This window comes from Dactylosporangium sp. CA-233914 (genome assembly GCF_050942935.1).
Taxonomy (GTDB): domain Bacteria; phylum Actinomycetota; class Actinomycetes; order Mycobacteriales; family Micromonosporaceae; genus Dactylosporangium.
Map to the genome: position 1 here is coordinate 2755475 of NZ_CP192030.1, position 22254 is coordinate 2777728.

The window sequence follows — 22254 nt, forward strand, 5'->3', positions numbered from 1 at the left end:
CGGTCAGCACATATGAACTACTACGTGTCGCGGCGCTGACGTAGAGTGACCCGAACCCAGGGAAGAGAGCGACCGCATGCCAGGTGATTCCGAAGCCACCCGCCGGCGCCTGATCGAGGCGGCCATCACCGAGTTTGCGGCCTACGGCATCGCTGGTGCTCGGGTCGACCGCATCGCCGCCTCCGCCCAGTCCAACAAAGCCCAGATATACCAGTACTTCGGCAGCAAAGACGGCATGTTCAACGCCGCGTTCAACGCGCTCGTCGTCGCGTCGATCCAGGACGCTCCGATCGACCCCTTGGACCTGCCGGAGTATGCCGGCCGGCTGTTCGACGGCTACGAAGCCCGGCCGGAACTGCTGCGCATGGCGACCTGGTACCGGCTGGAACGCGGCGGCACCACCTCGCCGCTGGAACCGGTCGTCGACAACATCCGTGACAAGCTCGACGCGATCGCCGCCGCCCAGGCCCGCGGTGACCTGCCGGCCAACGATGACCCTGTCACAATCCTCGGGCTCGTGCTCCACCTGGCGCAGATCTGGTCGTCGGCCTCGCCCGAGTTCGACGTCTTCATCCCCCGGCTCTCCCGGACCCAACGCCGGGCCGCGCTCGTCGCGGCGGTCCGCCGGGTCCTGACTTACTGACGTCCGGCAGTGCCCATGCGGCCGCGGTCACGGGAACTCGTCCCCGCTGAGCCCGTCCCGGCCGGCCGGCGAGCCCCCTCGGAATGCCACTCGCGGGTCATGCGGCCGGGAGGGGCGCGAGGCACGGTTCAGGGGTGACCACGATGACCGAGGCCGAGGCGATCGAGTTTCTCGCCGACGGCACGCACACCGGCAAGCTCGCGACCGCAGGGGTGAACGGGGAGCCGCACGTCGCGCCGGTCTGGTTCCTCGTCGAGGGGCGCGATCTCGTCTTCAGCACCGGCCGCGAGTCGGTGAAGGGGCGCCACCTGCGGGCCAATCCGCAGGCGGCGCTCACCGTCGACATCGAGCGGTTCCCGTACCACTTCGTCGCCGCCCGCGGGGCCGTCGAAGTCACCGAGGACCCGCCCGATCTGCAGGATTGGGCGAGCCGCATCGCCGAGCGCTATGTGCCCGAGGGTGAGGCGGAGCGCTACGGCGAGGTCAACAGCGGCCCGGGCAACCTGCTGTGCCGGCTGCGCATGGATCACCTGACCGGGGAACGGGACATCTCGCTCATCTGATCACCCGTGGCAGCTTCCCGGGGTTGAGCAGGCCCGCGGGGCCGAAGCGCCGGGCACCTGCCGTCACCGTGCCGCCGAACGACCGCACCCGCTCGGTGGCTTCAGGATGCCCATGCCGGTCGCGCCCTGGAAGTGCATCACCTTGGTGTCGGCGTACATCTGCGGCGCGACGTTCTGCAAGCCTGTCGCCGGGCCGCCGGCAACGCCGGTGTCGGTGCCGGCCTTGGCCACGAGCGCGCCGAGCGGGTCGTCCACCGTGGATGCGGTGAGCGCCTTGTCGAGGGGCGCTCCACGAAGGACGGTGTCCGCGGCGATGCGTCCATCGTGGATGGAGACGGCGGCCATGCGGCCGTTGGCGAGGGTGCCCAGAACCGTCACGCCCGCAGCTCCCGTCCGATGGTGGCCAGGTCCCGCGCGATGGCGAGCTCGTGCCCGGCCCGCGTGCCCGCGGACAGGTTGACCCCGTCGATGCCCGGATGTGCGAGCAGCGTCCGCGCGAGGTCGACGGCGGCGGCGATCCCGGCCGCGCGCGGGTCCGGCGCCTCGTGCAGCCCCGCCAGGTAACCGGACGGCAGCCGGTCCCCGGCGAACCCGCGAGCACGGTGGCGGAGAACGTGTCGGTGGCGACCCGCACGGTTCCGGCGAACCCGGCCACCCGCAGCGCCGCGCGACCGGGCCCGCCGCAGTGACGATCACGACCACGTCCGCCCCGGCGGCAACTTTCGTCAACACCCCCGGCAGCCGTACCTGCAGTGGCGGCGCCGCCGGCGCGTGCGCGACGGACGCCACCAGGTCGAGCCGGCGGGCGAGCGCGGTCAGCTCGACGGAGTCGAGGTCGAAGACGGTGGCCGCGTCCGGGCGGTGCCCGAGCGCGGGTTGGTCGCCGGTCACGCAGTGGACCCTGGCCGCCCTGGCGTCGCGGCCAGCTCGGCGTTGAGTGCGGCCCGGTTGCGGTCCCGGCAGTTGATGCCCGGCCAGGCGGCGAGCCCCTCGTCGGCGAGGACGCGGGCGGGGTACGACGGCGGAAACTGCACCCGCTCACTCGGCGTGGTCGCCGAGCAGGAGCGCGTCCGCGGTGCCGGCCAGCAGCCGGGGCGAGGCCCGCAGCGCGACGGTGTCCAGCGGGGCGGCCGGCAGGTCGGTGAGCACGAACGGCTTGGGCAGCCGGAGCCGATCGGCTCCCTTCGCGGTGGGAAACGGCCAGGTCGGGCCGGGGAAGGCGCACGGGCCGGCGGCCGGGACCTCGCACCCGCCGCCGGCCGCCACACCGGCGCACGGACCGTGCGTCATGTGCTTCGGGCAGGCGGCGATGTTGGCCACGCCAACGATCTTGGCTTCCCGCCGTCATCGTCGGTTTCACGTACATGGCGCTGGCGTTTCCGCGCTCTGGCCTCGCGGGTTCGGACAAAACGCGGATACTGGACATGACTGCGAAGGTCTGGACATGAAACATCCCCGGAGTACTGTGCCGAGGATACGAGAGGGGTGTCATGCTCGACCGGTTCAACGGCCTCGCGCCCGAGGCCGCCGAGGAGGCCCTGCTCGCCTGCTGCGCGTCGCCCGGCTGGGCCGCCCGCGTGGTCGCGGCGAGGCCGTATCAGACCCCCGCCGACCTGGTCGTGGCCGGCGTGACCGCGTTCGACGAGCTGGGCTGGGCGGAGTTGTGGCAGGTGCTGCAGGCCCATCCGCGCATCGGGCAGCGCCCGGCCGGGGAGAGCACCGAGGCCGCCTGGTCCCGCCGCGAGCAGTCGGGGGTCGAGGGTGCCACCGAGGAGTTGGCGCAGGTCAACGAGGCATATGAGCGCCGCTTCGGCCACCTGTTTTTGATCTTCGCCAGCGGCAAGTCGGCCGACGAGGTCCTCGCCGCCGCCCGCGGACGCATGCGCAACGACGACGATACCGAGCAAACCGTGGTCCGCGGCGAGCTGCGCAAGATCGTCGAGCTGCGGCTGGAGCGGCTGGCCGAGGCCGCGGCATGAGCGGTACGAAGCGAAGCGGAGTGGCCGCTCATCAGTGGCGCAGGGGTTTCAGGCCTGCACCGGAGCGCAGCGGAGGGGCTGGTCTGAGCGGTACGAAGCGAAGCGGAGTGGCCGCTCGTCGCAAGTGCGGGGTTTCAGGCCTGTCTCGCGGCGTTGCGGAGGGGCTGGCATGAGTTTGTCGACGCATGTGCTCGACACGGCTCGTGGCATCCCGGCCGCCGGGGTGCCGATCCGGCTGGAGACGGCCGAGCAGGTGTTCGTCGGCGACGGGCTCACCGACTCGGACGGGCGGCTGCGGTGGGAGGAGGTGGGCACCGGGCGCTACCGGATGGTGATCGACACCGCCGCGTATCTGGGACCCGATGCCTTCTTCCCCGAGGTCTCGATCGTGTTCACGATCACCGAGGCCCGGCACCATCACGTGCCGCTGCTGCTGAGCCCGTTCGGATACTCGACCTACCGGGGGAGCTGAGCACGTGCCGACCTTCGAGCTGGGCCCGAACCAGTACGGCAAGGCCGAGATCCGCCTCGTGCGTGTCGAGCGCCAGGCCGGCGGCGATCGCCTCACCGACCTCAACGTGAGCGTGGCGCTGCGCGGCGACCTCGCAGCCAGCCACCTCACCGGCGACAACACCGCCGTGCTGCCGACCGACACGCAGAAGAACACCGTCTACGCCTTCGCCCGCGAGTTCGGCATCGCGAGCATCGAGACCTTCGCGGCCCGGCTCGCCGAGCACTTCGTCGCCACGCAGCCGACCATTCACGAGGCGAGGGTCTCCATCCAGCAGCACCCGTGGCAGAGCGTCGACGGCCGGCACGCCTTCCGCCGGGACGGCAGCGAGGTCCGCACGGCGACCGTCCACCATGGACCATACGGCACCCAGACCGTCTCCGGCGTCACCGGCCTCGTGCTGCTCAAGACTACCGAGTCCGAGTTCCACGGATTCGCGAAGGACAAGTACACGACCCTGCCCGAGGCCCGCGACCGCATCCTCGCCACCTCGGTCGACGCCACCTGGCGCACCGCCGGGCCGCCCGCGGACCCCGAGCCGGCCCGCGCCGCGCTCGTCGAGGCCTTCGCCGACACCTACAGCTACGCCCTGCAGCAGACCCTGTTCGCGATGGGGTCCCGGGTGCTGGAGCGCTGCCCCGACGTCGTCGAGGTGAGGCTCTCCCTGCCCAACCGGCACCACTTCCTGGTCGACCTGGCCCCGTTCGGCCTGGACAACCCCAACGAGGTCTACTACGCCGCGGACCGGCCCTACGGCCTGATCGAGGGCGTCGTACGCCGCGACGGCGCGCCGATCCCGCAGGAGGTCGTGTGGAGTATCTGAGACCGTCCACCTGGGACGAGGCCCTGGGGGCCAAGGCCGCGCACCCGGATGCGGTGCCGATCGCGGGCGGCACGGACGTCATGGTCGAGCTGAACTTCGACCGGCGCCGGCCGTCCGCGTTGCTGGACCTGTCACGGCTGCACGAGATCACCGAATGGGGCCCCGACGGGGTGGTGCTGCGGGTCGGGGCGGGGGTGACGTATCGCCGCATCATCGACGAGCTCGGCGGGAGCCTGCCGGGCCTGGCCATGGCGGCCCGCACGGTCGGCTCGCCGCAGATCCGCAACCGCGGCACCGTCGGGGGCAACCTCGGCTCCGCGTCCCCGGCCGGCGACGCCCACCCGCCGCTGCTGGCCGCCGGCGCGCGGGTCGAGGTCGCCTCGGTGCGCGGCACCCGGCGCATCCCGGTCGCCGAGTTCTTCGCCGGCCCAAAGCGTAGCGCCCTGGCCCCGGACGAGCTGATCGCCGCGTTCCTCGTCCCGCCGGCGGCCGGCGCGCAGCAGTTCGCCAAGGTCGGCACCCGCAACGCGATGGTCATCGCCGTGTGCTCGTTCGCCCTCGCGCTCGACCCCGTCAACCGGACCGCCGGCACCGGGATCGGCTCGGCCGGCCCGACCCCGCTGCGCGCCCCCGACGCCGAGTCGTTCGCCTCCGAACTGCCGTGGGAGTCCCGCGACCCGCTGCCGGACTCGGCGGTCGCGCGCTTCGGCGAGCTCGTCGCGGCCGCGGCCCGCCCGATCGACGACGTGCGCGGCAGCGCCGCGTACCGCCGGCACGCCCTGTCCGTCCTCGGTGGACGGACGCTGCGCTGGGCCTGGGAGGAGTACCGATGCGCGTCAACGTGACCGTCAACGGCGAACCGGTCGCCGCCGACGACGTGTGGGAGGGCGAGAGCCTCCTGTTCGTCCTGCGCGAGCGGCTCGGCCTGCCAGGCGCCAAGAACGCCTGCGAGCAGGGCGAGTGCGGCTCCTGCACCGTGTATCTCGACGGCACCCCGGTCTGCGCCTGCCTCGTCGCCGCCGGTCAGGCCGAGGGGCGCGAGGTGCGCACGGTCGAGGGGCTCGCCGGCGCCGACGGGCTGCACCCGATCCAGCAGGCGTTCCTGCGGGCCGGGGCCGTCCAGTGCGGGTTCTGCACCCCGGGCCTCGTCGTCGCCGTGCACGACCTGCTGGAGCGTAACCCGGCCCCGAGCGACCCGGACATCCGCGAGGCACTGGCCGGCAACCTGTGCCGCTGCACCGGCTACGAGCACATCGTCGCGGCCGTGAAGCTGGCGGCCGCGCGATGATCGTCATCGAGGGCTGCGCGGTCGCGACCGTCGACGCGGCCGGCACCGAGCACGCCGACGGGCACATCGTCGTCGCCGGCGACCGGATCGTCGCGGTCGGCGCGGGGAGCTTTCGCGGCGACGAGAGCGTCACCCGCGTCGACGGCCGCGGCTGCCTGGCCACGCCGGGGCTGGTCAACACCCACCACCACCTGTACCAGTGGGCCACCCGCGGCTACGCCCAGCAGGAGATCCTCTTCGGCTGGCTCAAGGAGCTGTACCCGGTCTGGGCCCGCATCGACGCCGAGACCGTGCACGCCGCGGCGGCCGCGGGCCTGGCCCAGCTGGCGCTGTCGGGCTGCACGACGAGCACCGACCACCATTACGTGTTCCCCCGCGACGGCGGGGACCTGCTCGCCGCCGAGATCGCCGCCGCCGGTGCGGTCGGGCTGCGCTTCCACCCCGGCCGCGGCTCGATGGACCTGTCGGAGAAGGACGGCGGCCTGCCGCCCGACTCCGTCGTCGAGGACACCGACGCGGCCCTGGACGCCACGAAGGACGCGATCGACCGCTTCCACGACCCGTCGCCGGGCTCCATGGTGCGCATCGCGGTCGCGCCGTGCAGCCCGTTCTCGGTCACCCCGCGGCTGATGCGGGAGGCGGCCGGCCTGGCCCGCGCCGAGGGCGTACGGCTGCACACGCACCTGGCCGAGACGGTGGAGGAGGAGGCGTACTGCCGGGACGTGCACGGGTGCACGCCGGTGGAGTACGCCGAGCGCCTCGGCTGGCTCGGCGACGACGTGTGGCTCGCCCACGCCGTCCACCTCGACGACTCAGCGATTGCCAGGCTCGGGGCGACCGGCACCGGCGTCGCGCACTGCCCCAGCTCCAACGGCCGCCTCGGGGCCGGCATCGCCCGGGTCCGCGACCTGCTCGACGCCCGCGTGCCGGTCGGCCTCGGCGTCGACGGCGCCGCCTCCCAGGAGGCCGGGCAGCTCGGGGCGGAGCTGCGCCAGGCGCTCTACCTCGCCCGGCTGCGCGGCGGCCCGGCCGCCCTGACCGCCCGCGAATCCCTGGCCCTGGGCACGATCGGCGGCGCCCGCTGCCTCGGCCGCGCCGACGAGCTCGGCTCGCTGGAGGCCGGCAAGCTCGCCGACATCGCGCTGTGGCGCCTCGACGGCCTCGGCCACGCCGGCATCGAGGACCCGGTCGCCGCGCTGGTCTTCGGCCCGGCCGCGCCGCTGCGGCTGCTGCTCGTCGGCGGCCGCGCCGTGGTCCAGGACGGCGCGCTGTCCACCGTGGACGAACCGGCGCTCGCCGCCTCGCTGGCCCGGGCCGCCGGGAGGCTGCGATGACGACCCGGGTGGAGACCCGGACCTCGAACGGCATCGGCACCTCGCCCGTGCGACCCGACGGCACGCTGAAGGTGACCGGGGAGTTCGCGTTCTCCTCGGACCTGTGGGCCGACCGCATGCTGTGGGGCGCGACCCTGCGCAGCCCCCACCCGCGGGCCCGGATCGTGCGCGTCGACCTGACCGGGGCCCTCGCCCTGCCCGGCGTGCACGCGGTGCTCACCGCCGAGGACGTCCCCGGCGCCAAGCACTACGGCCTGGAGCACCGCGACCAGCCGGTGCTCGCCATGGGCCAGGTCCGCTACGCCGGCGAGCCGGTCGCGATCGTCGCCGCCGACCACCCCGAGACCGCCCGGCGCGCCGCCGCCCGCATCGGCGTCGAGTACGAGGTGCTGACGCCCGTCGTGGACAGCGAGGCGGCGCTGGAGCCGGGCGCGCAACACGTCCACGAGCCCGGCAACCTGCTGCGGCACGTGCCGATCCGCAAGGGCCCGCAGGACGCGACCGCGCCGGTGGTCGTCACCGGCGAGTACGAGGTCGGCATGCAGGACCAGGCGTTCCTCGGCCCCGAGTCGGGCCTGGCCATCCCGGCCGAGGACGGCGGCGTCGAGCTGTTCATCGCCACCCAATGGCTGCACGGCGACCTCGCCCAGGTCGCCGACTGCCTGGGGCTGGCGCGGGAGAAGGTGCGCCTGAGCCTCGCCGGCGTCGGCGGCGCCTTCGGTGGTCGCGAGGACGTGTCGATGCAGGTCCACGCGTGCATGCTGGCGCTGCACACCGGGCGGCCGGTCAAGATGGTGTACTCGCGCGAGGAATCCTTCTTCGGCCACGTGCACCGGCATCCGGCGCGGCTGCGCTACGAGCACGGCGCCGACGAGACCGGACGGCTGCTCTACGTCAGGGCCCGGATCGTGCTCGACGGCGGCGCGTACGCGTCCACGTCCATGGCCGTCGTCGCCAACGCCACCACGCTCGGCATCGGCCCGTACCGCGTCCCCAGCGTCACCATGGACGGCTACGCGGTCTACACCAACAACCCGCCGTGCGGGGCGATGCGCGGCTTCGGGGCCGTGCAGGCCTGCTTCGCGTACGAGTCCCAGATGGACCGGCTGGCCGCCGCGCTCGGCCTGGACCCGGTGGAGCTTCGCGCCCGCAACGCCCTGGAGCCCGGCGACACCATGCCCACCGGTCAGGTCGTCACCGGCCCGGCCCCCGTCGCCGAGCTGCTGCGCCGGGTCCGCGACCTGCCCCCGGCCCCCGTTTCGCGCAGCGACCCTCGTGAGCTGCCGGGCGGCGTCGCCAACACCACGCACGGCGAGGGCGTGCGCCGCGGCGTCGGCTACGGCGTCGGCATCAAGAACGTCGGCTTCTCCGAGGGCTTCGACGACTACTCCACCGCCCGGGTCCGGCTCGAGGTCGTCGGCGGCGAGCCCGCGGCGGTCGTACACACCGCCGCCGCCGAGGTCGGCCAGGGCCTCGTCACGATCCAGGCCCAGATCGCCCGCACCGAGCTCGGCGTCGACCAGGTCACCGTCGCCACCGCCGACACCTCGGTCGGCAGCGCCGGGTCGTCGTCGGCGTCGCGGCAGACGTACGTCACCGGCGGCGCGGTCAAGGCCGCCTGCGAGGCCGTGCGCCGGGAGGTGCTGCGCCGTGCCGGGGTCAGCGACGGCCGGCTCGCGGGCGGCAAGCTGATCGACGCCGCCGGCGAGGTGGTCGCCGACCTCGTCACCGTGCTCGGCGAGGAGCCGGTCGAGGAGACCGTCGAGTGGCGGCACAAGCCCACGTTCCCGATCGATCCACGCACCGGGCAGGGCGACGCGCACGTGCAGTACGCCTTCGCCGCCCACCGCGCCACCGTCGACGTCGACGTCGAGCTGGGCCTGGTGCGGGTCGTCGAGATCGCCACCGCCCAGGACGTCGGCCGCGCCCTGCACCCGCAGTCGGTCCGCGGCCAGATCGCCGGCGGCACCGCGCAGGGCCTGGGCCTGGCGGTCATGGAGGAGATCCAGGTCGTCGAGGGCCGCATCCGCAACCCGTCCTTCACCGACTATCTCATCCCCACGATCCTCGACGTGCCGCCGATGCGCATCGACGTGCTGGAGCTCGGCGACCCCGAGGCCCCGTACGGCCTGCGCGGCATCGGCGAGCCCCCGACCATCTCCTCCACCCCGGCGATCGTCGCCGCGATCCGCGCCGCCACCGGCCTGCCGCTCAAGCGGGTCCCGGTCCGCCCCGAGCACCTGACGGGAACCTGAGATGGCCCTCACCGAGCGCGACCTGGAGGAGCTCGCCGCCCGCGCCGAGCACCTCGACCGCCTGCGGCTGCCCGGCCAGGCCGAGACCCCACTCGTGCGCGAGCCGATCCACACCGTCTACGTCCCCGCCGACCGGTTCTCGGCCGCGACCGTGGGGGAGTGGGCGAGCGAGGCCCGGTTCCTGGTCCGCGACCACGGCCGCCCGCCGTTCCCCGACGACATCGTGGAGCTGGTCCTGGGCAAGCTCGTCACCCAGCCGATCGAGGACCTGCGGGTCGACTTCGAGGACGGCTACGGCCGCCGCCCCGACGACGAGGAGGACGCGCACGCCACCGCCGCCGGCGAGGCGTTGCGCACGGACCCGCCGCCGTTCTCCGGCCTGCGCTGCAAGAGCCTGGAGCCGGATACCGTACTGCGGGCAGCGCGCACCGTCGATGCGTTCCTCACCGCCCTGGGTACGCCGCCGCCCGGGTTCGTCATCACGTTTCCGAAGGCCACCTCGGCCGCCCACGCCGACGCCGCCGTGCTGCTGTGCCACCAGCTGGAGCACGCCCACGGCCTGCCCGAGGGCACGCTGCGCTTCGAGCTGCAGATCGAGACCCCGCAGGCGATCCTCGGCCCCGACGGGCGCAGCCCGCTGCCGGAGATGATCGTCCGCTCCGCGGGCCGCCTGGCCGGCCTGCACTACGGCACCTACGACTACAGCACCGCCCTCGGCATCGCGCCGGGCCTGCAGAGCCTGGAGCACCCGGTCGCCGACCACGCCAAGGCGGTGATGCTGGTGGCCGCGGCCGGCACCGGCGTCCACGTCAGCGACGGCTCCACCAACGTCCTGCCCACCGGCGACACCGAGCAGGTCCACCGCGCCTGGGCCCTGCACGCCCGGCTGGTGCGCCGCAGCCTCGAACGCGGCATCTACCGCGGCTGGGACCTGCACCCGGGCCACCTGGTGACCCGCTGGGGCGCCACGTTCGAGTTCTTCCGCGACGGCGTCGACGAGGCCCGCATCCGCCTCGGTCACTACCTCGGGCGCCGGGTCCGCGGCCACCTGGACGAGCCGGCCACGGCGCGGGCGATGGCCCGCTTCCTGCTGCGCGGCCTGCACTGCGGCGCCCTGCGCCCCGGCGACGTGCGCCACCCCATCGAGGTGCTGGAGGCCCTGTGACCTTCTCGCTGCGTTCCCGCCAGGTGTACCTGCCCGGCGGCCCCCGAGCCGCCACGGTCACCGTCGACGGCGGCGTCATCACCGCGGTCGGGGACTATGAGTCCACTGTGGACGGCCTGGTGACGGATCTCGGCGGGCTGAGCCTGCTGCCCGGGCTCGTCGACACCCACGTGCACGTCAACGAGCCCGGCCGTACCGAATGGGAGGGCTTCGCCACCGCCACCCGCGCCGCCGCGGCCGGCGGGGTAACGTCCATCGTGGACATGCCGCTGAACTCGCTGCCGCCGACGACCTCGGTGGCCGCCCTGCGCGAGAAGCAGGCCGCGGCCGCGGGCCAGTGCTTCGTCGACGTCGGCTTCTGGGGCGGCGCGGTCCCCGGCAACGCGGCCGACCTGCGCCCCTTGCACGAGGCCGGCGTCTTCGGCTTCAAGAGCTTCCTGGCCGACTCCGGCGTCCCGGAGTTCCCGCCGCTGGACGGGGCCGGCCTGGCCGAGGCCTTCGCCGCGGTCGACGCCCTGTTCGTCGTCCACGCCGAGGACCCGGCGCGGCTGCACCCCGCCCGGCCGTCGCGCGCCTACGCCGACTTCCTGGCCTCGCGCCCGCCCGCCGCCGAGGTCTCGGCCGTCGACCTGGCCCTGTCGCTCGCCCGGGAGGCCGGCGCGCGGGTCCACATCCTGCACCTGTCCGCCGCCGACGCCCTGCCGGCGCTGCGCCGGGCCCACGCGGAGGGCGTCCGCGTCACGGCGGAGACGTGCCCGCACTACCTGACGCTGGACGCGCGAGCGGTGCCGGACGGCGCCACGGAGTACAAGTGCTGCCCCCCGATCCGCGACGCGGCCAACCAGGACCGTCTGTGGGGCGGTCTGGCCGACGGCACCATCTCGATCGTCGTCTCCGACCACTCCCCGTCGGCCCCGCAGCTCAAGCGCCGCGACACGGGCGACTTCGCCGCGGCCTGGGGCGGCATCGCCTCGCTGCAGCTGGGCCTGCCGGCGGTGTGGAGCGCCGCCCGCGAGCGCGGCTTCACCCTGGCCGACGTGGTGCGCTGGATGTCGGCGGGCCCGGCCGACCTGGCCGGCCTGCGCGGCAAGGGCCGCATCGCCGCGGGCGCCGACGCCGACCTCGTCGCCTTCGACCCGGACGCGACCTTCGTGGTCGACCCGGCGGCCCTGCACCACCGCCACCCGGTGACGCCGTACGCCGCCCGCGAGCTGTCGGGCGTGGTCCACACCACGTGGCTGCGCGGCACCCCGGTCGACGAGGCCCCGCGGGGCCGTTTCCTGACCCGCCCGACGCCGCAGGACGCCCCGTGACCTTCACCGACCTGACGGACCTGGCCTCCCGCGCCCTGGGCGGCGGCGTGGTCGCCGCCAACGACGAGTTCTTCGCGGCGATGGACAACCTCGTCAACCCGGAGCCGTCGCAGTTCGAAACGTGGACGTACGGCCCGAAGGGCAAGGTCTACGACGGCTGGGAGACGCGCCGGCGCCGCACCCCCGGCCACGACTGGGCCGTGGTCCGCCTGGGCGCCCCGGGCGTCATCCGCGGTGTGGTGATCGACACCGCCCACTTCACCGGCAACTACCCGCCCTACGTCTCGGTCGACGCCTGCGAGCTGCCCGGCCACCCCTCCCCGGCCGAGCTGGCCGACTCCCCGTGGACCGAGCTGATCCCGAGGTCCCCGGTCAAGGGCGACACCCGCAACCACTTCCCGGTGACCGCCCCCGCCCGCTACACCCACGTCCGCCTCAACATCTACCCCGACGGCGGCGTGGCCCGCCTGCGGGTCCACGGCACCGTGATCCCCGACCCGGCCCTCCTCCACGGCCTCACGGTGGACCTGGCCGCGATGGAGCTCGGCGCCGTGATCGCCGGCTGCAGCAACATGTTCTACGGTTCCCCGGGCAACCTCCTCCTGCCCGACCGGCCCCGGCAGATGAGCGAGGGCTGGGAGACGGCCCGCCGCCGCGAGGACGGCAACGAGTGGGCCCTGGTCCACCTGGCCGCGCCCGGCCGCATCCGCCTGGCGGAGCTGGACACCACCCACTTCAAGGGCAACGCCCCGGGCGAGGCGTCCCTGCGCGCGACGCCCGACCCGTCCGACGACTCGGCCTGGTTCGATCTCCTGCCGAGAACCCGCCTGCAACCGGACACGAGACACCGCTTCCGCCTGGACAGCCCCCACGAGGCCACCCACGTCCGCCTGGACATCTACCCCGACGGCGGCATGGCCCGCCTCCGCCTCTGGGGCGAGACCACCCCCACCTCCCCGTGACCCCGCCCCGGATGACCAGGGACTTCGGCCGGACCGGCCGGCGTGCGGCAGTGACGGGTCGAGCGGGCTGATCCCGGCGAGTGCACGAAGACATCGAGATTTTGCAGCCGGCAGTGGCCTTCTGCGCGGCCGATGAAGACCTCCCGGCCCACGGGCGACCTCCCGCAACACACCGGCGCCAGGACAACGCGGTCGCCGAGTCGTTCTCCGCCTTGCTCAAGTCCGACCTGCCGCACCGGCGGCCCCGGCCCAGGCGTGCCGGCGGCCCGGCCTGCCGCACCGGCGGCCCCGGCCCGGCCTGCCGCGCTGGCGCCCCGGCCCAGGCGCGCCGCTGCGGTCTCGTTCCGCGTGGCGCCGGCGGCCGTGTGATCTCGCCCGCGCAGCGGGGTCCGGCGGTGATACCCGCGGGTAGGGTGGAGCCGTGACCATCGCCGCCATCGATGCGGGCCTCTTCCGCCGCGTCCTGCGCCGGCACGCGGCGGCCGTCGTGGTGGTGACGGCCCCGGGACCGACCGGGTTCACGGCGACGTCGTTCACATCCGTCTCACTGGACCCTCCGCTCGTCTCCTTCTGCGTGGCCACGGCCGGCTCCGCGTGGCCGAACGTGAGCACCGCCCCGGCCCTGGCCGTGCACGTCCTGACCGCGGCCCAGGAACCGGTGGCCCGGGTGTTCGCCACCGGCGGCATCGACCGCTTCGCCGCCTACGAGTCGCGCGGCGGCACCTGGCACGAATCCCCCGATGGCGTCCCCCTCCTGCACGATCCCCTGGCCGTCCTCGTCTGCCACCCGGTCAACCAGATCGAGGCCGGCGACCACATCATCGTCGTGGCGTCCCCGGTCCACGCCGAACACCACGACGACGCCGAGGCCACCCCGCTCGTCTACCACGAGGGCCGCTACACCGCCCTCTGAACGCCCCGAACTCTAGCCCGGGGGTACGACATTTTCCTGCGAGCACCCTCACCGCGGCAGCCGCAGCCGCAGCGCGGGGGTGTCCTCCCTGGTGAAGCCGAGGCGCTCGTACATCGGCAGCCCGTCGGCCGTCGCGAACAGCCGCGCCAGCGACACACCGCCGGTGGTGAACCACTCCAGGAGCGCGGTCAGGCATGCCGTGGACAGGCCGCGCCGCCGGAACGCCTCGTCGGTCGCCACATTGAAGACGTACCCCGTGAGCCCGCCCGGATTGCCCGGCGACCCGAGCCGCTCGTCGATCGTCCCGACCGCGCACGCCGCGAGCCCGGACCCGTCCGGCCGATCGACGACGAACCCGGCGATCGTGGCGTCCGGCGAGGGCAGCCGCCGCCGCAGCGACTCGGCCGTGCGCCGCGACCACTCGCCCGGCGTCACCGGGCCGTCCTCCATCGCCTCCAGCATGACGATCCGCAGCCGAACCAGCTCATCCGCGTCAGCGGCACCGGCGCGCCGCACAGTGATCTCCACGGAGCGGCAACCTACCCCTCGGGCGTCGCCGCGTCCCGCGGAATGCAGTGCCGCCGCTGCCGCAGCCGGCCCAGCGCCGAGGCGACGTCCGGCGTGAGCGACCGCTCCCGGGCCGGCCGGTCGGTGATCCGCTGCCCGACGTCGCCCAAGTCCTCGCCGGTCCGCGTGAACGGCCCGGGGACCGAGGCCGTGACGATGAGCAGCGCCGCATCGGAGCGCCGCGTGAGACCGTGGTCTCGCAGGTGATCATCAACGCCGAGGCCGCGCCGGCGCTGCGCACGAGCCCGTACCCCCAGCGTGCGCGAGCCGGCGGTCGAGCGGCGCTGGGAGCTCGTCGGCGTGGTGCTCGCGGTGCTCGGCATCGTCGTGCCGGTGGTATACGCGCCCCGCTGACCCGGGCCGCTCAACTCGGCCGCGCATCGGCCGATGTCGGCTGCGGAGGTGGTGCATGGACAGCGGCTGGGGCGATGGCCTGGTCATCGGTGTGCTGTCCCCGTTCGTCGGCGGCACGTACTACGGCCGCCTCGTGGCCGGCGTGACGGCCGCGGGCGCGAGCCGGGGCGTGCGTACGATCGCCGTGCAGGCGCTCGACGCCGCCGCCGACGTGACCGTCACCGGGGGCAACCCGGCGTTCGACGAGCCGGTCGCCTGGCGCCACGCCGCCGGGTTCGTCGTGCTTGCCGAGGCCGTCACGCCGACGTACCTCGTGCGCCTCATCGCCGCCGGCAAGCCCGTCGTGCTCATCGGGCACGAGGTCCCCGAGGTCGCCTGCCCTTCGGTGCTGCCCGACAACGGCGCCGGTATCCGCCAGATCATGGCCCACCTGGCCGGGCACGGGCACCGGCGCATCGCGTTCACGGGGTACCTCGCCGCCACTGACGTCGCCGAGCGCTACCACGCCTACCGGTCCGCGGTCGCCGCGCTGGGCCTCGACGACGATCCGGCGCTGTTCCTGACCGCCACCGACAACCTCGAGGGCGGCATCACCTGGACCGCGGACGAGTGGCGCCGCCTCGGCGCGGACGCGCTGGTCGCCGCCACCGACCGCAACGCCATCGGCGCGCAGCAGGTCCTCTCCGCCGCGGGGCTGGCCTGCCCGGACGACTACGCGCTGACCGGGTTCGACAACATCGAAGTCGCCGCTTTCCTGCGGCCGGAGCTGACCAGCGCCGCGCAGCCGCTCGACGCGATGGGCGACCGCGCGGTCGAGCTGCTGCTGCGCGCGCTCTCCGGCGAGGCGGTCGCGCCCGGGCCGCATCGGCTGCCGGCGGTCCTCGTCCCGCGTGCCTCGTGCGGCTGCACCGACTTCGCCACCGCCCTGCCCCCGTCCGGCACCGCGGGCGCGCGGGAGCGGCTCGCCGAGCGCCTCGGAGCCACCCTGCCGCCGACCGGCATCCGGCCCGCGGGCGCCGACGCGCTCGCCGAGCGGGCCGTCGCCGCCACCGTCGAGGCGCTCACAGCGGCGGCCACCGGCGGCCCGGTCGGCATCACGGCGCTGGCGGGCGCGGTGGGGGAGCTGTTCGCGCTGCACCCGGCGCCCGAGATCCTGCGGCTGATCTTCCGGGCGATCCAGGAGTACGCCCAAACGCTGCCGGACCTCGACGTGCCCGGCGCCCGCCGGGTCGGCGAGTGCGTCCAAGAGCTCATGATGGTGCTCGGGCGCGCCGAAAACCGCGCGCAGTTCGCCGACCGGCGGCACCTGCGGTCGCTCATCAGCACGCAGTACGCCCTGAACACCGCCCTGCTCTACACCCGCGACACCGACCCGCGTGACCCGTCCTGGCTGGCCGCGACCCCGGCGAGCGCCGCCGCGATCGCCCTGCGCGGCCCGGACGGCGAGCTGGCCCGCACCCCCGGCTGGCGGCGCACCCCGGGCCCGCCGATCCCGTCCGGCCCAACGACGGTCGAACGGTTCCCGCCGGCCGAGCTGATCGCCGCCGCGGAGCCCGGCCAGACGATCTTCCTGGTCCCGGCCAGGACCAACGGCAGCGACCACGGCTGGCTCGCGCTCGTCGACACCGTCGAGTGCGAGGTCGAGGACGGCCGGGAGCTGCCCAACCAGTGCGCCGCGCTGCTCACGGTCGCCCTGGACCTGCGCGAGCAGGAGGAGCGCCTGCGCCGCAGCGCCCTGTCCGACCGGCTCACCACGCTGCCCAACCGGACGTCGTTCCTGGCCACGCTGGACTCCGCGGTCCACGCCGCGGCCGGCGGCGGCGAGCCGTTCGCCCTGCTCTTCCTCGACCTCGACGGCTTCAAGCGGGTCAACGACACCCTCGGCCACGCCGCCGGCGACCAGCTGCTCGTCCGCGTCGCCCAGCGTATCCGCGCCTGCCTGCGCCCGAGCGACGTGCCGGCCCGCTTCGGCGGCGACGAGTTCCTGGTCCTGCTGCCGGGCGTCACCGACGGCCCGGTCCTGGCGGCGATCACCGCCCGGCTCACCGCCGCGATCCGCGCCCCGTTCCACCTCGAGGCGGCCACGGTCGAGATCGGCGTGAGCATCGGCGCCACGACCAGCAGCCGCCACCCGACGGCCGAGCAGCTGCTGCACGAGGCGGACGCGGCCATGTACCGCGTGAAAGGCGCGCGATAACGGGGTGCGGATCGTGTCGACGAGGAGCTCGTCGTGGACGGCAGCCGCAAGCCGGACGACCTGCCGGCGTTCTGCAAGGAGAGCGGCGAAGTGATCGTCAGGCCCCGGGCCGGTGGGCCGGCCCGGGGCCCGCTCGATCAGCCCTTCTTGACGCCCTTGCCGCTGCGGAACAGCTTCACCATGCCGGCGAAGAACCGCTCCATCTCCGAGCCGAACGGGTTGTCGCTGACCACATACGTCCACGTGGCGCTCGGCCGGACCAGGCCCGCGTCGTCCGGCTGCCAGTCCGGCCCCTCGATCTCCAGCTCCTCGAACTGCCCGACCGTGCGGTCGTCGATCTCGGCCAGCAGGCCGCGGAAGGCCGGGATCGCCTCGCGGTGGAATTCGTCGAGCGGGTCCTGCGAGCCCAGCACCCGCAGGTGGATGCCCTCGCGCAGCTCGCTCATGTCGGCCAGGTGCTCCGACCAGGCCTTGTCCGCGTGGAAGAGCGCGATCTGGCGCGCGATGCGCAGGACCGTGTCCTCGCCGAGCTCCTCGGACAGCTCGTTGTAGTCGTCCGGCGCCCGCTCCGCGAGCAGCTCGCCGGCCGAGTCGGTGGTCAGCAGCTCCTCCCGGCGCTTGCCGTGCAGCTGGCGGTGCTGGTCGAGTAGGTAGTTGTATCGCCACGTGTTGCGGTGGATCTCCAGGTTGACGGTCTCGGCGACCCGCTGGGCCGAGCCGATCGCCCACCGCACGTCCTCGTCGTCGATCGCCCCGTCGGCGTCCGCGCGCCCCATCGGCATCGGCTCCGGGCCGTAGCGCTCGACGAGCTCGTCCTCGAGCGAGACGAAGAACATCGACTCGCCCGGGTCGCCCTGCCGGCCGGCGCGGCCGCGGAGCTGGTCGTCGATGCGGCGCGAGTCGTTGCGGGCGGTGCCGATCACGAACAGCCCGCCGAGGTCGGCGACCCGGTCGCGCTCCTTCTCATCGGAGCCGCCGAGGCGGATGTCGACGCCGCGGCCGGTCATCTGGGTGGAGACCGTCACCGAGCCGACCGCGCCGGCCTCGGCCACGATCACCGCCTCGGCCTCGTCGTTCTTGGCGTTGAGGACCACGCACTCCACGCCCTCCTCGGCGAGGGTGGCGGCCAGCCGCTCGGACTCGGCGACGCTCAGCGTGCCGACCAGCACCGGGCGCCCGGTGGCGTGCATCGCGGCGATCTCGGCGACCACGGCGATGTCGCGCTCCTCGGCCGAGGCGTAGACGCGGTCGGGCCAGTCCTTGCGGATGTTCGGCAGGTGCGGCGGGATGACCGCCACCTCGAGCTTGTAGAACTCCCGCAGCTGCTCGCCGACCGGCATGGCCGTGCCCGTCATGCCGCAGATTTTCTTGTACTGCGTGAGGAACGCCTGCACCGTGATCGTCTGCAGCACGGTGCCGCCGCCGCTGGAGCGGATCTTCTCCTTGGCCTCGACCGCCGCCTGCAGCCCGTCGGGCCACCGGCGCCGCTGCGCCACCCGGCCGCGGAACTCGTCGATGAGCTCGACGCGCTCCTCGCGCACGATGTAGTCGACGTCGCGGACCAGCAGCGACTCGGCGTGCAGCGCCAGGTTGACGGCGGTCAGCGTGTCGACGTTCTCCTCCGCGTAGAGGTCCAGGTCCAACGCCGACTCGACCTTGGCCAGGCCCTGCGTGCTCAGGTGCGCGGTGCGCCCCTCGTCGACCACCTCGTAGTCGTGGTCGCGGTGCAGCCCGCCGATGATCTCGGCGATCGCGAGCGGCTGGTCCTCGGTGGCGATGGTGGAGCCGGCCAGCACCAGCGGCACCCGGGCCTCGTCGATGAGGATCGAGTCCGCCTCGTCGATGATGACCGTGCCCAACTCCCGGTGCACCCGGTCGGCCGTGTCCGTGACGATCGAGTCGCGCAGCAGGTCGAAGCCCGCCTCGCTGACCGACACGTAGGTGATGTCCTGCGCGTAGGCGCTACGGCGCTCCTCCGGCGTCGAGGACTCGTTGACCCACCCCACGGTGAGATCGAGCAGCTCGTACACCGGCCGCATCCACTCCGCGTCGCGGCGGGCCAGGTAGTCGTTGACCGTGATCACGTGCACGGGCCCCTGGGCGGCATACCCCGCCGCGGCGATGGCGGCCGTCAGCGTCTTGCCCTCACCGGTCGCCATCTCGACGACGTGCCCGGCGAGCAGCACCTGGGCGCCGAGGAGCTGCACGTCATACGGCCGCTCGTCGAGCGCCCGCTTGGCCGCCTCCCGCCCGAGCGCGCACGCCTCGACGAAGTCCTTGGGGTCTTCCCGCTGATGCAGTGCCCTGGCGGCGGCGCGCAGCTCGTCGTCGGTGAGCTCGGACAGCTCGGCCTCGCGCTCCTCGATCTCCGGCAGCAGGGCGCGCATCGGTTCGAGGTCGATCGTGGTGCCCGGCTGCTCCTGCAGCTTCCGGCGCCACGCGTTGAATTTGCTCACCAAACCCATGTCGAACACGATACGTCCCCCGCCGGACGAACTGTGCGCCCCGTCACGCGTCTTCCCAGCGCCGCGCTCCCATTCAGCAGATCTCCACCCCCGCGCCCGCGGAACTTTCCCAAAAGTCGGGAATAAGCTACATTTCGGGGTATATCCCCTATCGGCGCCCGTGCCGCTTACCTACCCGCCGCCTGCCGTCGCGGCGGCTGACAGAAGGCCGGCGGCGCTACGTGGTGGCCGCCCGACGGGCGGTTCGGCGTCGGGATGATTGAGGTCGTCGAGGATGGCGAGGGCCTCCCGCCACGCGGCTTCGGCGGTGGTGACGTTTCCGGTGGCAGCGCCGATGTTGTGGAGGATGTCCGCCTCTGCCGAGTTCGCGACTCAGGACAAGGGCGCGCTGGTAGCACTCGATGGCCGTTCCACCCGCGAATCGAGTTCACCTTCCAGGGCAATGGTGGCTGGCTGAACCAGAGCTACCTGGGTTGACCGAAGTCCGGGAATGCCAGGGCCCCGGCGTTGTTCCGTATCGCCGGGTCGCGTCGGGAATCGCCGTGTGCGAGGGCTGGTCAGGGTGCGAGCTCCGCCGGGTGCTGACCACTGTGGACGGTGATGCGGTCGATGACCCGAATTGTGCCGGTGTCGCGGCGTGGTCGGGATGCTGCGGTGCGAGATCGGCGAGCATGCGCCGAGTCCGGCGCGGGCGGCGGCGAGGCAAGATTGGTGCCGTGGAGCAGTCAGTGGCGGGGCTCAGTGCGCTCGTCGGCAAGGGGGGCGTGCTCGTCCTCAGCGGGGCCGGGATCTCGACCGAGTCGGGCATCCCCGACTACCGGGGGCGGAGCGGGCAGAAGCGCAACGCGCAGCCCATGACGTACCAGACTTTCACGCGCGACCCCGTCGCGCGCCGGCGATACTGGGCCCGCAGCCACCTCGGCTGGCGCACCATCGCGCGGGCCGCGCCCAACGCCGGGCACCACGCCGTCGGGCGGCTGCAGGCGCGAGGGCTGCTCACCGGCATCATCACGCAGAACGTCGACGGGCTGCACCAGGCCGGTGGGGCAGGCGGGGTCGTCGAGCTGCACGGGGCGCTCGACCGCGTGATCTGCCTGGACTGCGGCGAGCTCTCCGGGCGCGACGAGCTCGACCGGCGCCTCGCGACGGCCAACGCCGGCTACGACGCCGTGGCCGGCGGCGTCAACCCCGACGGCGACGTGGACCTCACCGACGAGCAGGCCGCCGGGTTCGTGGTCGTGGACTGCACCGACTGCGGCGGGATGCTCAAGCCCGACGTGGTGTTCTTCGGCGAGAGTGTGCCCGCCCCGCGCGTGGGGGAGTGCTTCGAGCTCGTCGAGCGCTCCGCTTCCGTGCTGGTGCTCGGCTCCTCGCTGACCGTCATGTCGGGCCGGCGGTTCGTGGTTCGCGCGGCCAAGCTCGGGCTGCCGATCGCCATCGTCAACCAGGGGCCCACGCGCAGCGACGCCCTCGCCTCGATCCTGGTGGACGCCCCGCTCGGCACGGTCCTGTCGAAGATCGCCTGGGACCTGCGCTGAAGCGCGAACCCTAACCGGCTGACGCGCGCGAACGCGACCAGACGTTCAACGCGAGGCGGACCAGCCCGGCGTTGTCCGCGACGGGCGCGCCGTCCGGGCCCGCGAGCGTGTCCTCCAGCCCGATGCGGGTCGGCAGGCCCAGCCGGCCGGCCAGGGCCACGATCGGCCAGCACCGCGCGCCCTCGCCGTGCAGGAGCCGCTCGCCGGCCACCCCCACCTCGTCGAGGCGGGCCAGGATGGTCTCGGGATCGTCGCCGGGCCCCATGATCTCGACGAGGACCCGCGGGACGTCCGCCGCGATCGACAGCGCCCCGGCGTCCTGCAGGCTCCACACGCCCGCCTCGACGGCGATGCCGAGCTCGCCCAGCGTGGCGGCGAGGGCCGTGAATCCGGCCTCGGAGACGTTCACCGAGGCGAAATCCGGCATCTCGTACGGCGAGAGCCCCGCCCACCCCGCAACCGCCGCCTGGCGCGCCCCGGCGTCCCCGCCGGTGATCCACAGCCCGGTCGTGACCCCGACGGGGGTGGCCGGGCACTTGCGGCGCACGGCCGCCACCGCCGCCCCGACGTCGGCCGCCGCGAGCGACTCGGCCCCGGACTCGGCGCGTGGGTGCAGGTGTACGGCCTCCGCCCCCGCCGCCACGGCAGCCTGGGCGGCCGCGGCGAGCTCGTCGGGCGAGCAGGGCAGCCCGGGGTGTGCGCCGGGCGGCCGACCGCCGTTCAGCGCCACCTTGAGCCGGGCGATCGGGGGCAGCACGGCACAACTGTCTCGTCCCGACCGGCGGTCCCGCAAGATCAGCACACGAAAGGAAGCCGTCGCGAATCGGACTCACGAGGACGGGCGGGCCCGCGCCGGCGGGGGAAGGCCGCGAAAGTGCGATTCCCCGGCGCCGATGGCCGGTGCCGGGGAACGCGGAGGTCGCCGCTCGGCGCGGGGGAAGCGCCGCTGGCGGGTGGTTACTGCTCCATGTCGGGGTGTGCCGCGGGGGCCGGTGGCTCGGGGTGGGCCGGCCGGTAGGTCCAGACACCGCCGGCGACACCGAGGGCGCAGATCGCCAGCACCGCTCCGAAGACGCTGCCGGTGGCCAGGCCGATGATGACGCCGACGATCGCGGCTATGGCAATGATCACCGAGGTCACGCGGCGGGGCGTGATCCGGCGAGTCATGGCCCGGTTGAAACCATTGACGAAGCGCGTGTCGTGCCGCAGTGCGGCTTCGATGTCTGCGAGCCGCTTCTGCTCGCTCTCGCTGAGCATGACGCCCAACCTCCTCCGACGGGCCTGCCCGGTGCGCGACGTGTACCCGCTGCGATCGATCGTCACACACAAACCGGCCCCGTGGGTCCGCCGGTTGGCGCCGAGTGTCATTTCGCTGGTCAGCGGC

General features: G+C 73.8%; 24 protein-coding genes. 16 read left to right on the top strand and 8 right to left on the bottom strand.

The features are described 5' to 3' along the window. The first annotated feature begins 76 nt into the window (after positions 1–76). Positions 77–643, top strand: a complete 567-nt coding sequence (locus ACQPY0_RS12700; protein WP_432988202.1) for a TetR family transcriptional regulator — start codon at positions 77–79, stop codon at positions 641–643. Between the two features lie 143 nt (positions 644–786). Continuing rightward, positions 787–1206 (top strand): PPOX class F420-dependent oxidoreductase, encoded by a 420-nt coding sequence (locus tag ACQPY0_RS12705; protein ID WP_432995206.1) that lies wholly within the window; start codon positions 787–789, stop codon positions 1204–1206. 63 nt (positions 1207–1269) lie between these two features. Here the strand turns inward: ACQPY0_RS12705 and ACQPY0_RS12710 are convergent, their stop codons facing one another. Then, entirely contained in the window at positions 1270–1584 is a 315-nt protein-coding gene (locus tag ACQPY0_RS12710) for a hypothetical protein (RefSeq protein ID WP_432988204.1), read from the bottom strand. Positions 1585–1682: 98 nt separating this feature from the next. Here ACQPY0_RS12710 and ACQPY0_RS12715 point away from each other — a divergent pair, with 98 nt between their 5' ends. Then, on the top strand, positions 1683–1895 hold the full coding sequence (locus ACQPY0_RS12715) for a hypothetical protein (RefSeq protein ID WP_432988206.1): 213 nt from the start codon (positions 1683–1685) through the stop codon (positions 1893–1895). Positions 1896–2093: 198 nt separating this feature from the next. Here ACQPY0_RS12715 and ACQPY0_RS12720 read toward each other — a convergent pair whose 3' ends face one another. Beyond that, positions 2094–2240, bottom strand: coding sequence for a hypothetical protein (locus ACQPY0_RS12720; protein WP_432988207.1), 147 nt, complete (start codon positions 2238–2240; stop codon positions 2094–2096). A gap of 4 nt (positions 2241–2244) precedes the next feature. Further along, entirely contained in the window at positions 2245–2526 is a 282-nt protein-coding gene (locus ACQPY0_RS12725) for a methylenetetrahydrofolate reductase C-terminal domain-containing protein (protein WP_432988209.1), read from the bottom strand. A 170-nt stretch (positions 2527–2696) separates the two neighbouring features. Between ACQPY0_RS12725 and uraD the strand changes: the two genes are divergently transcribed. The 11 genes from uraD (at position 2697) to ACQPY0_RS12780 (ending at position 13749) form a co-directional block, all read left to right on the top strand. Beyond that, positions 2697–3185: a 2-oxo-4-hydroxy-4-carboxy-5-ureidoimidazoline decarboxylase gene (gene uraD / locus ACQPY0_RS12730; protein WP_432988211.1), complete on the top strand. Its 489-nt coding sequence runs from the start codon at positions 2697–2699 to the stop codon at positions 3183–3185. Between the two features lie 169 nt (positions 3186–3354). Next, on the top strand, positions 3355–3657 hold the full coding sequence (uraH, locus tag ACQPY0_RS12735) for a hydroxyisourate hydrolase (RefSeq protein WP_432988213.1): 303 nt from the start codon (positions 3355–3357) through the stop codon (positions 3655–3657). Between the two features lie 4 nt (positions 3658–3661). Then, on the top strand, positions 3662–4519 hold the full coding sequence (gene pucL, locus ACQPY0_RS12740) for a factor-independent urate hydroxylase (RefSeq protein ID WP_432988215.1): 858 nt from the start codon (positions 3662–3664) through the stop codon (positions 4517–4519). After that, complete coding sequence (locus ACQPY0_RS12745; RefSeq protein WP_432988217.1) at positions 4507–5364, top strand: FAD binding domain-containing protein; 858 nt, start codon at positions 4507–4509, stop codon at positions 5362–5364. The genes pucL and ACQPY0_RS12745 overlap by 13 nt, the downstream gene beginning before the upstream one ends. Beyond that, on the top strand, positions 5349–5807 hold the full coding sequence (locus ACQPY0_RS12750) for a (2Fe-2S)-binding protein (RefSeq protein ID WP_432988219.1): 459 nt from the start codon (positions 5349–5351) through the stop codon (positions 5805–5807). The genes ACQPY0_RS12745 and ACQPY0_RS12750 overlap by 16 nt, the downstream gene beginning before the upstream one ends. Continuing rightward, entirely contained in the window at positions 5804–7141 is a 1338-nt protein-coding gene (locus tag ACQPY0_RS12755) for an 8-oxoguanine deaminase (protein WP_432988221.1), read from the top strand. Before ACQPY0_RS12750 ends, ACQPY0_RS12755 begins: the two co-directional genes overlap by 4 nt. After that, complete coding sequence (pucD, locus tag ACQPY0_RS12760; RefSeq protein ID WP_432988223.1) at positions 7138–9396, top strand: xanthine dehydrogenase subunit D; 2259 nt, start codon at positions 7138–7140, stop codon at positions 9394–9396. The genes ACQPY0_RS12755 and pucD overlap by 4 nt, the downstream gene beginning before the upstream one ends. 1 nt (position 9397) lies before the next feature. Beyond that, complete coding sequence (locus ACQPY0_RS12765; RefSeq protein ID WP_432988225.1) at positions 9398–10561, top strand: DUF6986 family protein; 1164 nt, start codon at positions 9398–9400, stop codon at positions 10559–10561. Then, positions 10558–11874, top strand: coding sequence for an allantoinase AllB (gene allB, locus ACQPY0_RS12770; protein WP_432988227.1), 1317 nt, complete (start codon positions 10558–10560; stop codon positions 11872–11874). The genes ACQPY0_RS12765 and allB overlap by 4 nt, the downstream gene beginning before the upstream one ends. Further along, entirely contained in the window at positions 11871–12836 is a 966-nt protein-coding gene (gene alc, locus ACQPY0_RS12775) for an allantoicase (protein WP_432988229.1), read from the top strand. The genes allB and alc overlap by 4 nt, the downstream gene beginning before the upstream one ends. 421 nt (positions 12837–13257) lie before the next feature. Further along, on the top strand, positions 13258–13749 hold the full coding sequence (locus ACQPY0_RS12780; RefSeq protein ID WP_432988231.1) for a flavin reductase family protein: 492 nt from the start codon (positions 13258–13260) through the stop codon (positions 13747–13749). Positions 13750–13797: 48 nt separating this feature from the next. Here ACQPY0_RS12780 and ACQPY0_RS12785 read toward each other — a convergent pair whose 3' ends face one another. Both ACQPY0_RS12785 and ACQPY0_RS12790 read right to left on the bottom strand, forming a co-directional pair. Then, entirely contained in the window at positions 13798–14277 is a 480-nt protein-coding gene (locus ACQPY0_RS12785) for a GNAT family N-acetyltransferase (RefSeq protein ID WP_432988233.1), read from the bottom strand. 11 nt (positions 14278–14288) lie between these two features. Continuing rightward, complete coding sequence (locus tag ACQPY0_RS12790; protein ID WP_432988235.1) at positions 14289–14639, bottom strand: hypothetical protein; 351 nt, start codon at positions 14637–14639, stop codon at positions 14289–14291. Positions 14640–14725: 86 nt separating this feature from the next. On the opposite strand from ACQPY0_RS12790, the gene ACQPY0_RS12795 reads away from it, so the two are divergent. Then, positions 14726–16867: a diguanylate cyclase domain-containing protein gene (locus ACQPY0_RS12795; protein WP_432988237.1), complete on the top strand. Its 2142-nt coding sequence runs from the start codon at positions 14726–14728 to the stop codon at positions 16865–16867. Positions 16868–17004: 137 nt separating this feature from the next. On the opposite strand, the gene secA2 is transcribed toward ACQPY0_RS12795, so the two are convergent. Then, a complete protein-coding gene (gene secA2 / locus ACQPY0_RS12800) occupies positions 17005–19332 on the bottom strand; it encodes an accessory Sec system translocase SecA2 (protein WP_432988239.1) in 2328 nt (775 codons plus the stop codon). 707 nt (positions 19333–20039) lie between these two features. Between secA2 and ACQPY0_RS12805 the strand changes: the two genes are divergently transcribed. Continuing rightward, positions 20040–20870, top strand: coding sequence for an NAD-dependent protein deacetylase (locus ACQPY0_RS12805; RefSeq protein ID WP_432995208.1), 831 nt, complete (start codon positions 20040–20042; stop codon positions 20868–20870). Positions 20871–20880: 10 nt separating this feature from the next. On the opposite strand, the gene ACQPY0_RS12810 is transcribed toward ACQPY0_RS12805, so the two are convergent. Both ACQPY0_RS12810 and ACQPY0_RS12815 read right to left on the bottom strand, forming a co-directional pair. Further along, on the bottom strand, positions 20881–21627 hold the full coding sequence (locus ACQPY0_RS12810; protein WP_432988241.1) for a 3-keto-5-aminohexanoate cleavage protein: 747 nt from the start codon (positions 21625–21627) through the stop codon (positions 20881–20883). Positions 21628–21827: 200 nt separating this feature from the next. Further along, positions 21828–22127, bottom strand: coding sequence for a DUF3040 domain-containing protein (locus ACQPY0_RS12815; protein ID WP_432988243.1), 300 nt, complete (start codon positions 22125–22127; stop codon positions 21828–21830). Between the last annotated feature and the right edge of the window lie 127 nt (positions 22128–22254).

Excerpts from the sequence above, each read along its gene's own strand:
- ACQPY0_RS12700 (WP_432988202.1), top strand. The coding sequence starts at position 77 with ATGCCAGGTGATTCCGAAGCCACCCGCCGGCGCCTGATCGAGGCGGCC.
- ACQPY0_RS12705 (WP_432995206.1), top strand. The coding sequence starts at position 787 with ATGACCGAGGCCGAGGCGATCGAGTTTCTCGCCGACGGCACGCACACC.
- ACQPY0_RS12715 (WP_432988206.1), top strand. The coding sequence starts at position 1,683 with ATGTGCGAGCAGCGTCCGCGCGAGGTCGACGGCGGCGGCGATCCCGGC.
- uraD (WP_432988211.1), top strand. The coding sequence starts at position 2,697 with ATGCTCGACCGGTTCAACGGCCTCGCGCCCGAGGCCGCCGAGGAGGCC.
- uraH (WP_432988213.1), top strand. The coding sequence starts at position 3,355 with ATGAGTTTGTCGACGCATGTGCTCGACACGGCTCGTGGCATCCCGGCC.
- ACQPY0_RS12750 (WP_432988219.1), top strand. The coding sequence starts at position 5,349 with ATGCGCGTCAACGTGACCGTCAACGGCGAACCGGTCGCCGCCGACGAC.
- ACQPY0_RS12755 (WP_432988221.1), top strand. The coding sequence starts at position 5,804 with ATGATCGTCATCGAGGGCTGCGCGGTCGCGACCGTCGACGCGGCCGGC.
- pucD (WP_432988223.1), top strand. The coding sequence starts at position 7,138 with ATGACGACCCGGGTGGAGACCCGGACCTCGAACGGCATCGGCACCTCG.
- ACQPY0_RS12765 (WP_432988225.1), top strand. The coding sequence starts at position 9,398 with ATGGCCCTCACCGAGCGCGACCTGGAGGAGCTCGCCGCCCGCGCCGAG.
- ACQPY0_RS12790 (WP_432988235.1), bottom strand. The coding sequence starts at position 14,639 with ATGCCGAGCACCGCGAGCACCACGCCGACGAGCTCCCAGCGCCGCTCG.
- ACQPY0_RS12795 (WP_432988237.1), top strand. The coding sequence starts at position 14,726 with ATGGACAGCGGCTGGGGCGATGGCCTGGTCATCGGTGTGCTGTCCCCG.
- secA2 (WP_432988239.1), bottom strand. The coding sequence starts at position 19,332 with ATGGGTTTGGTGAGCAAATTCAACGCGTGGCGCCGGAAGCTGCAGGAG.
- ACQPY0_RS12815 (WP_432988243.1), bottom strand. The coding sequence starts at position 22,127 with ATGCTCAGCGAGAGCGAGCAGAAGCGGCTCGCAGACATCGAAGCCGCA.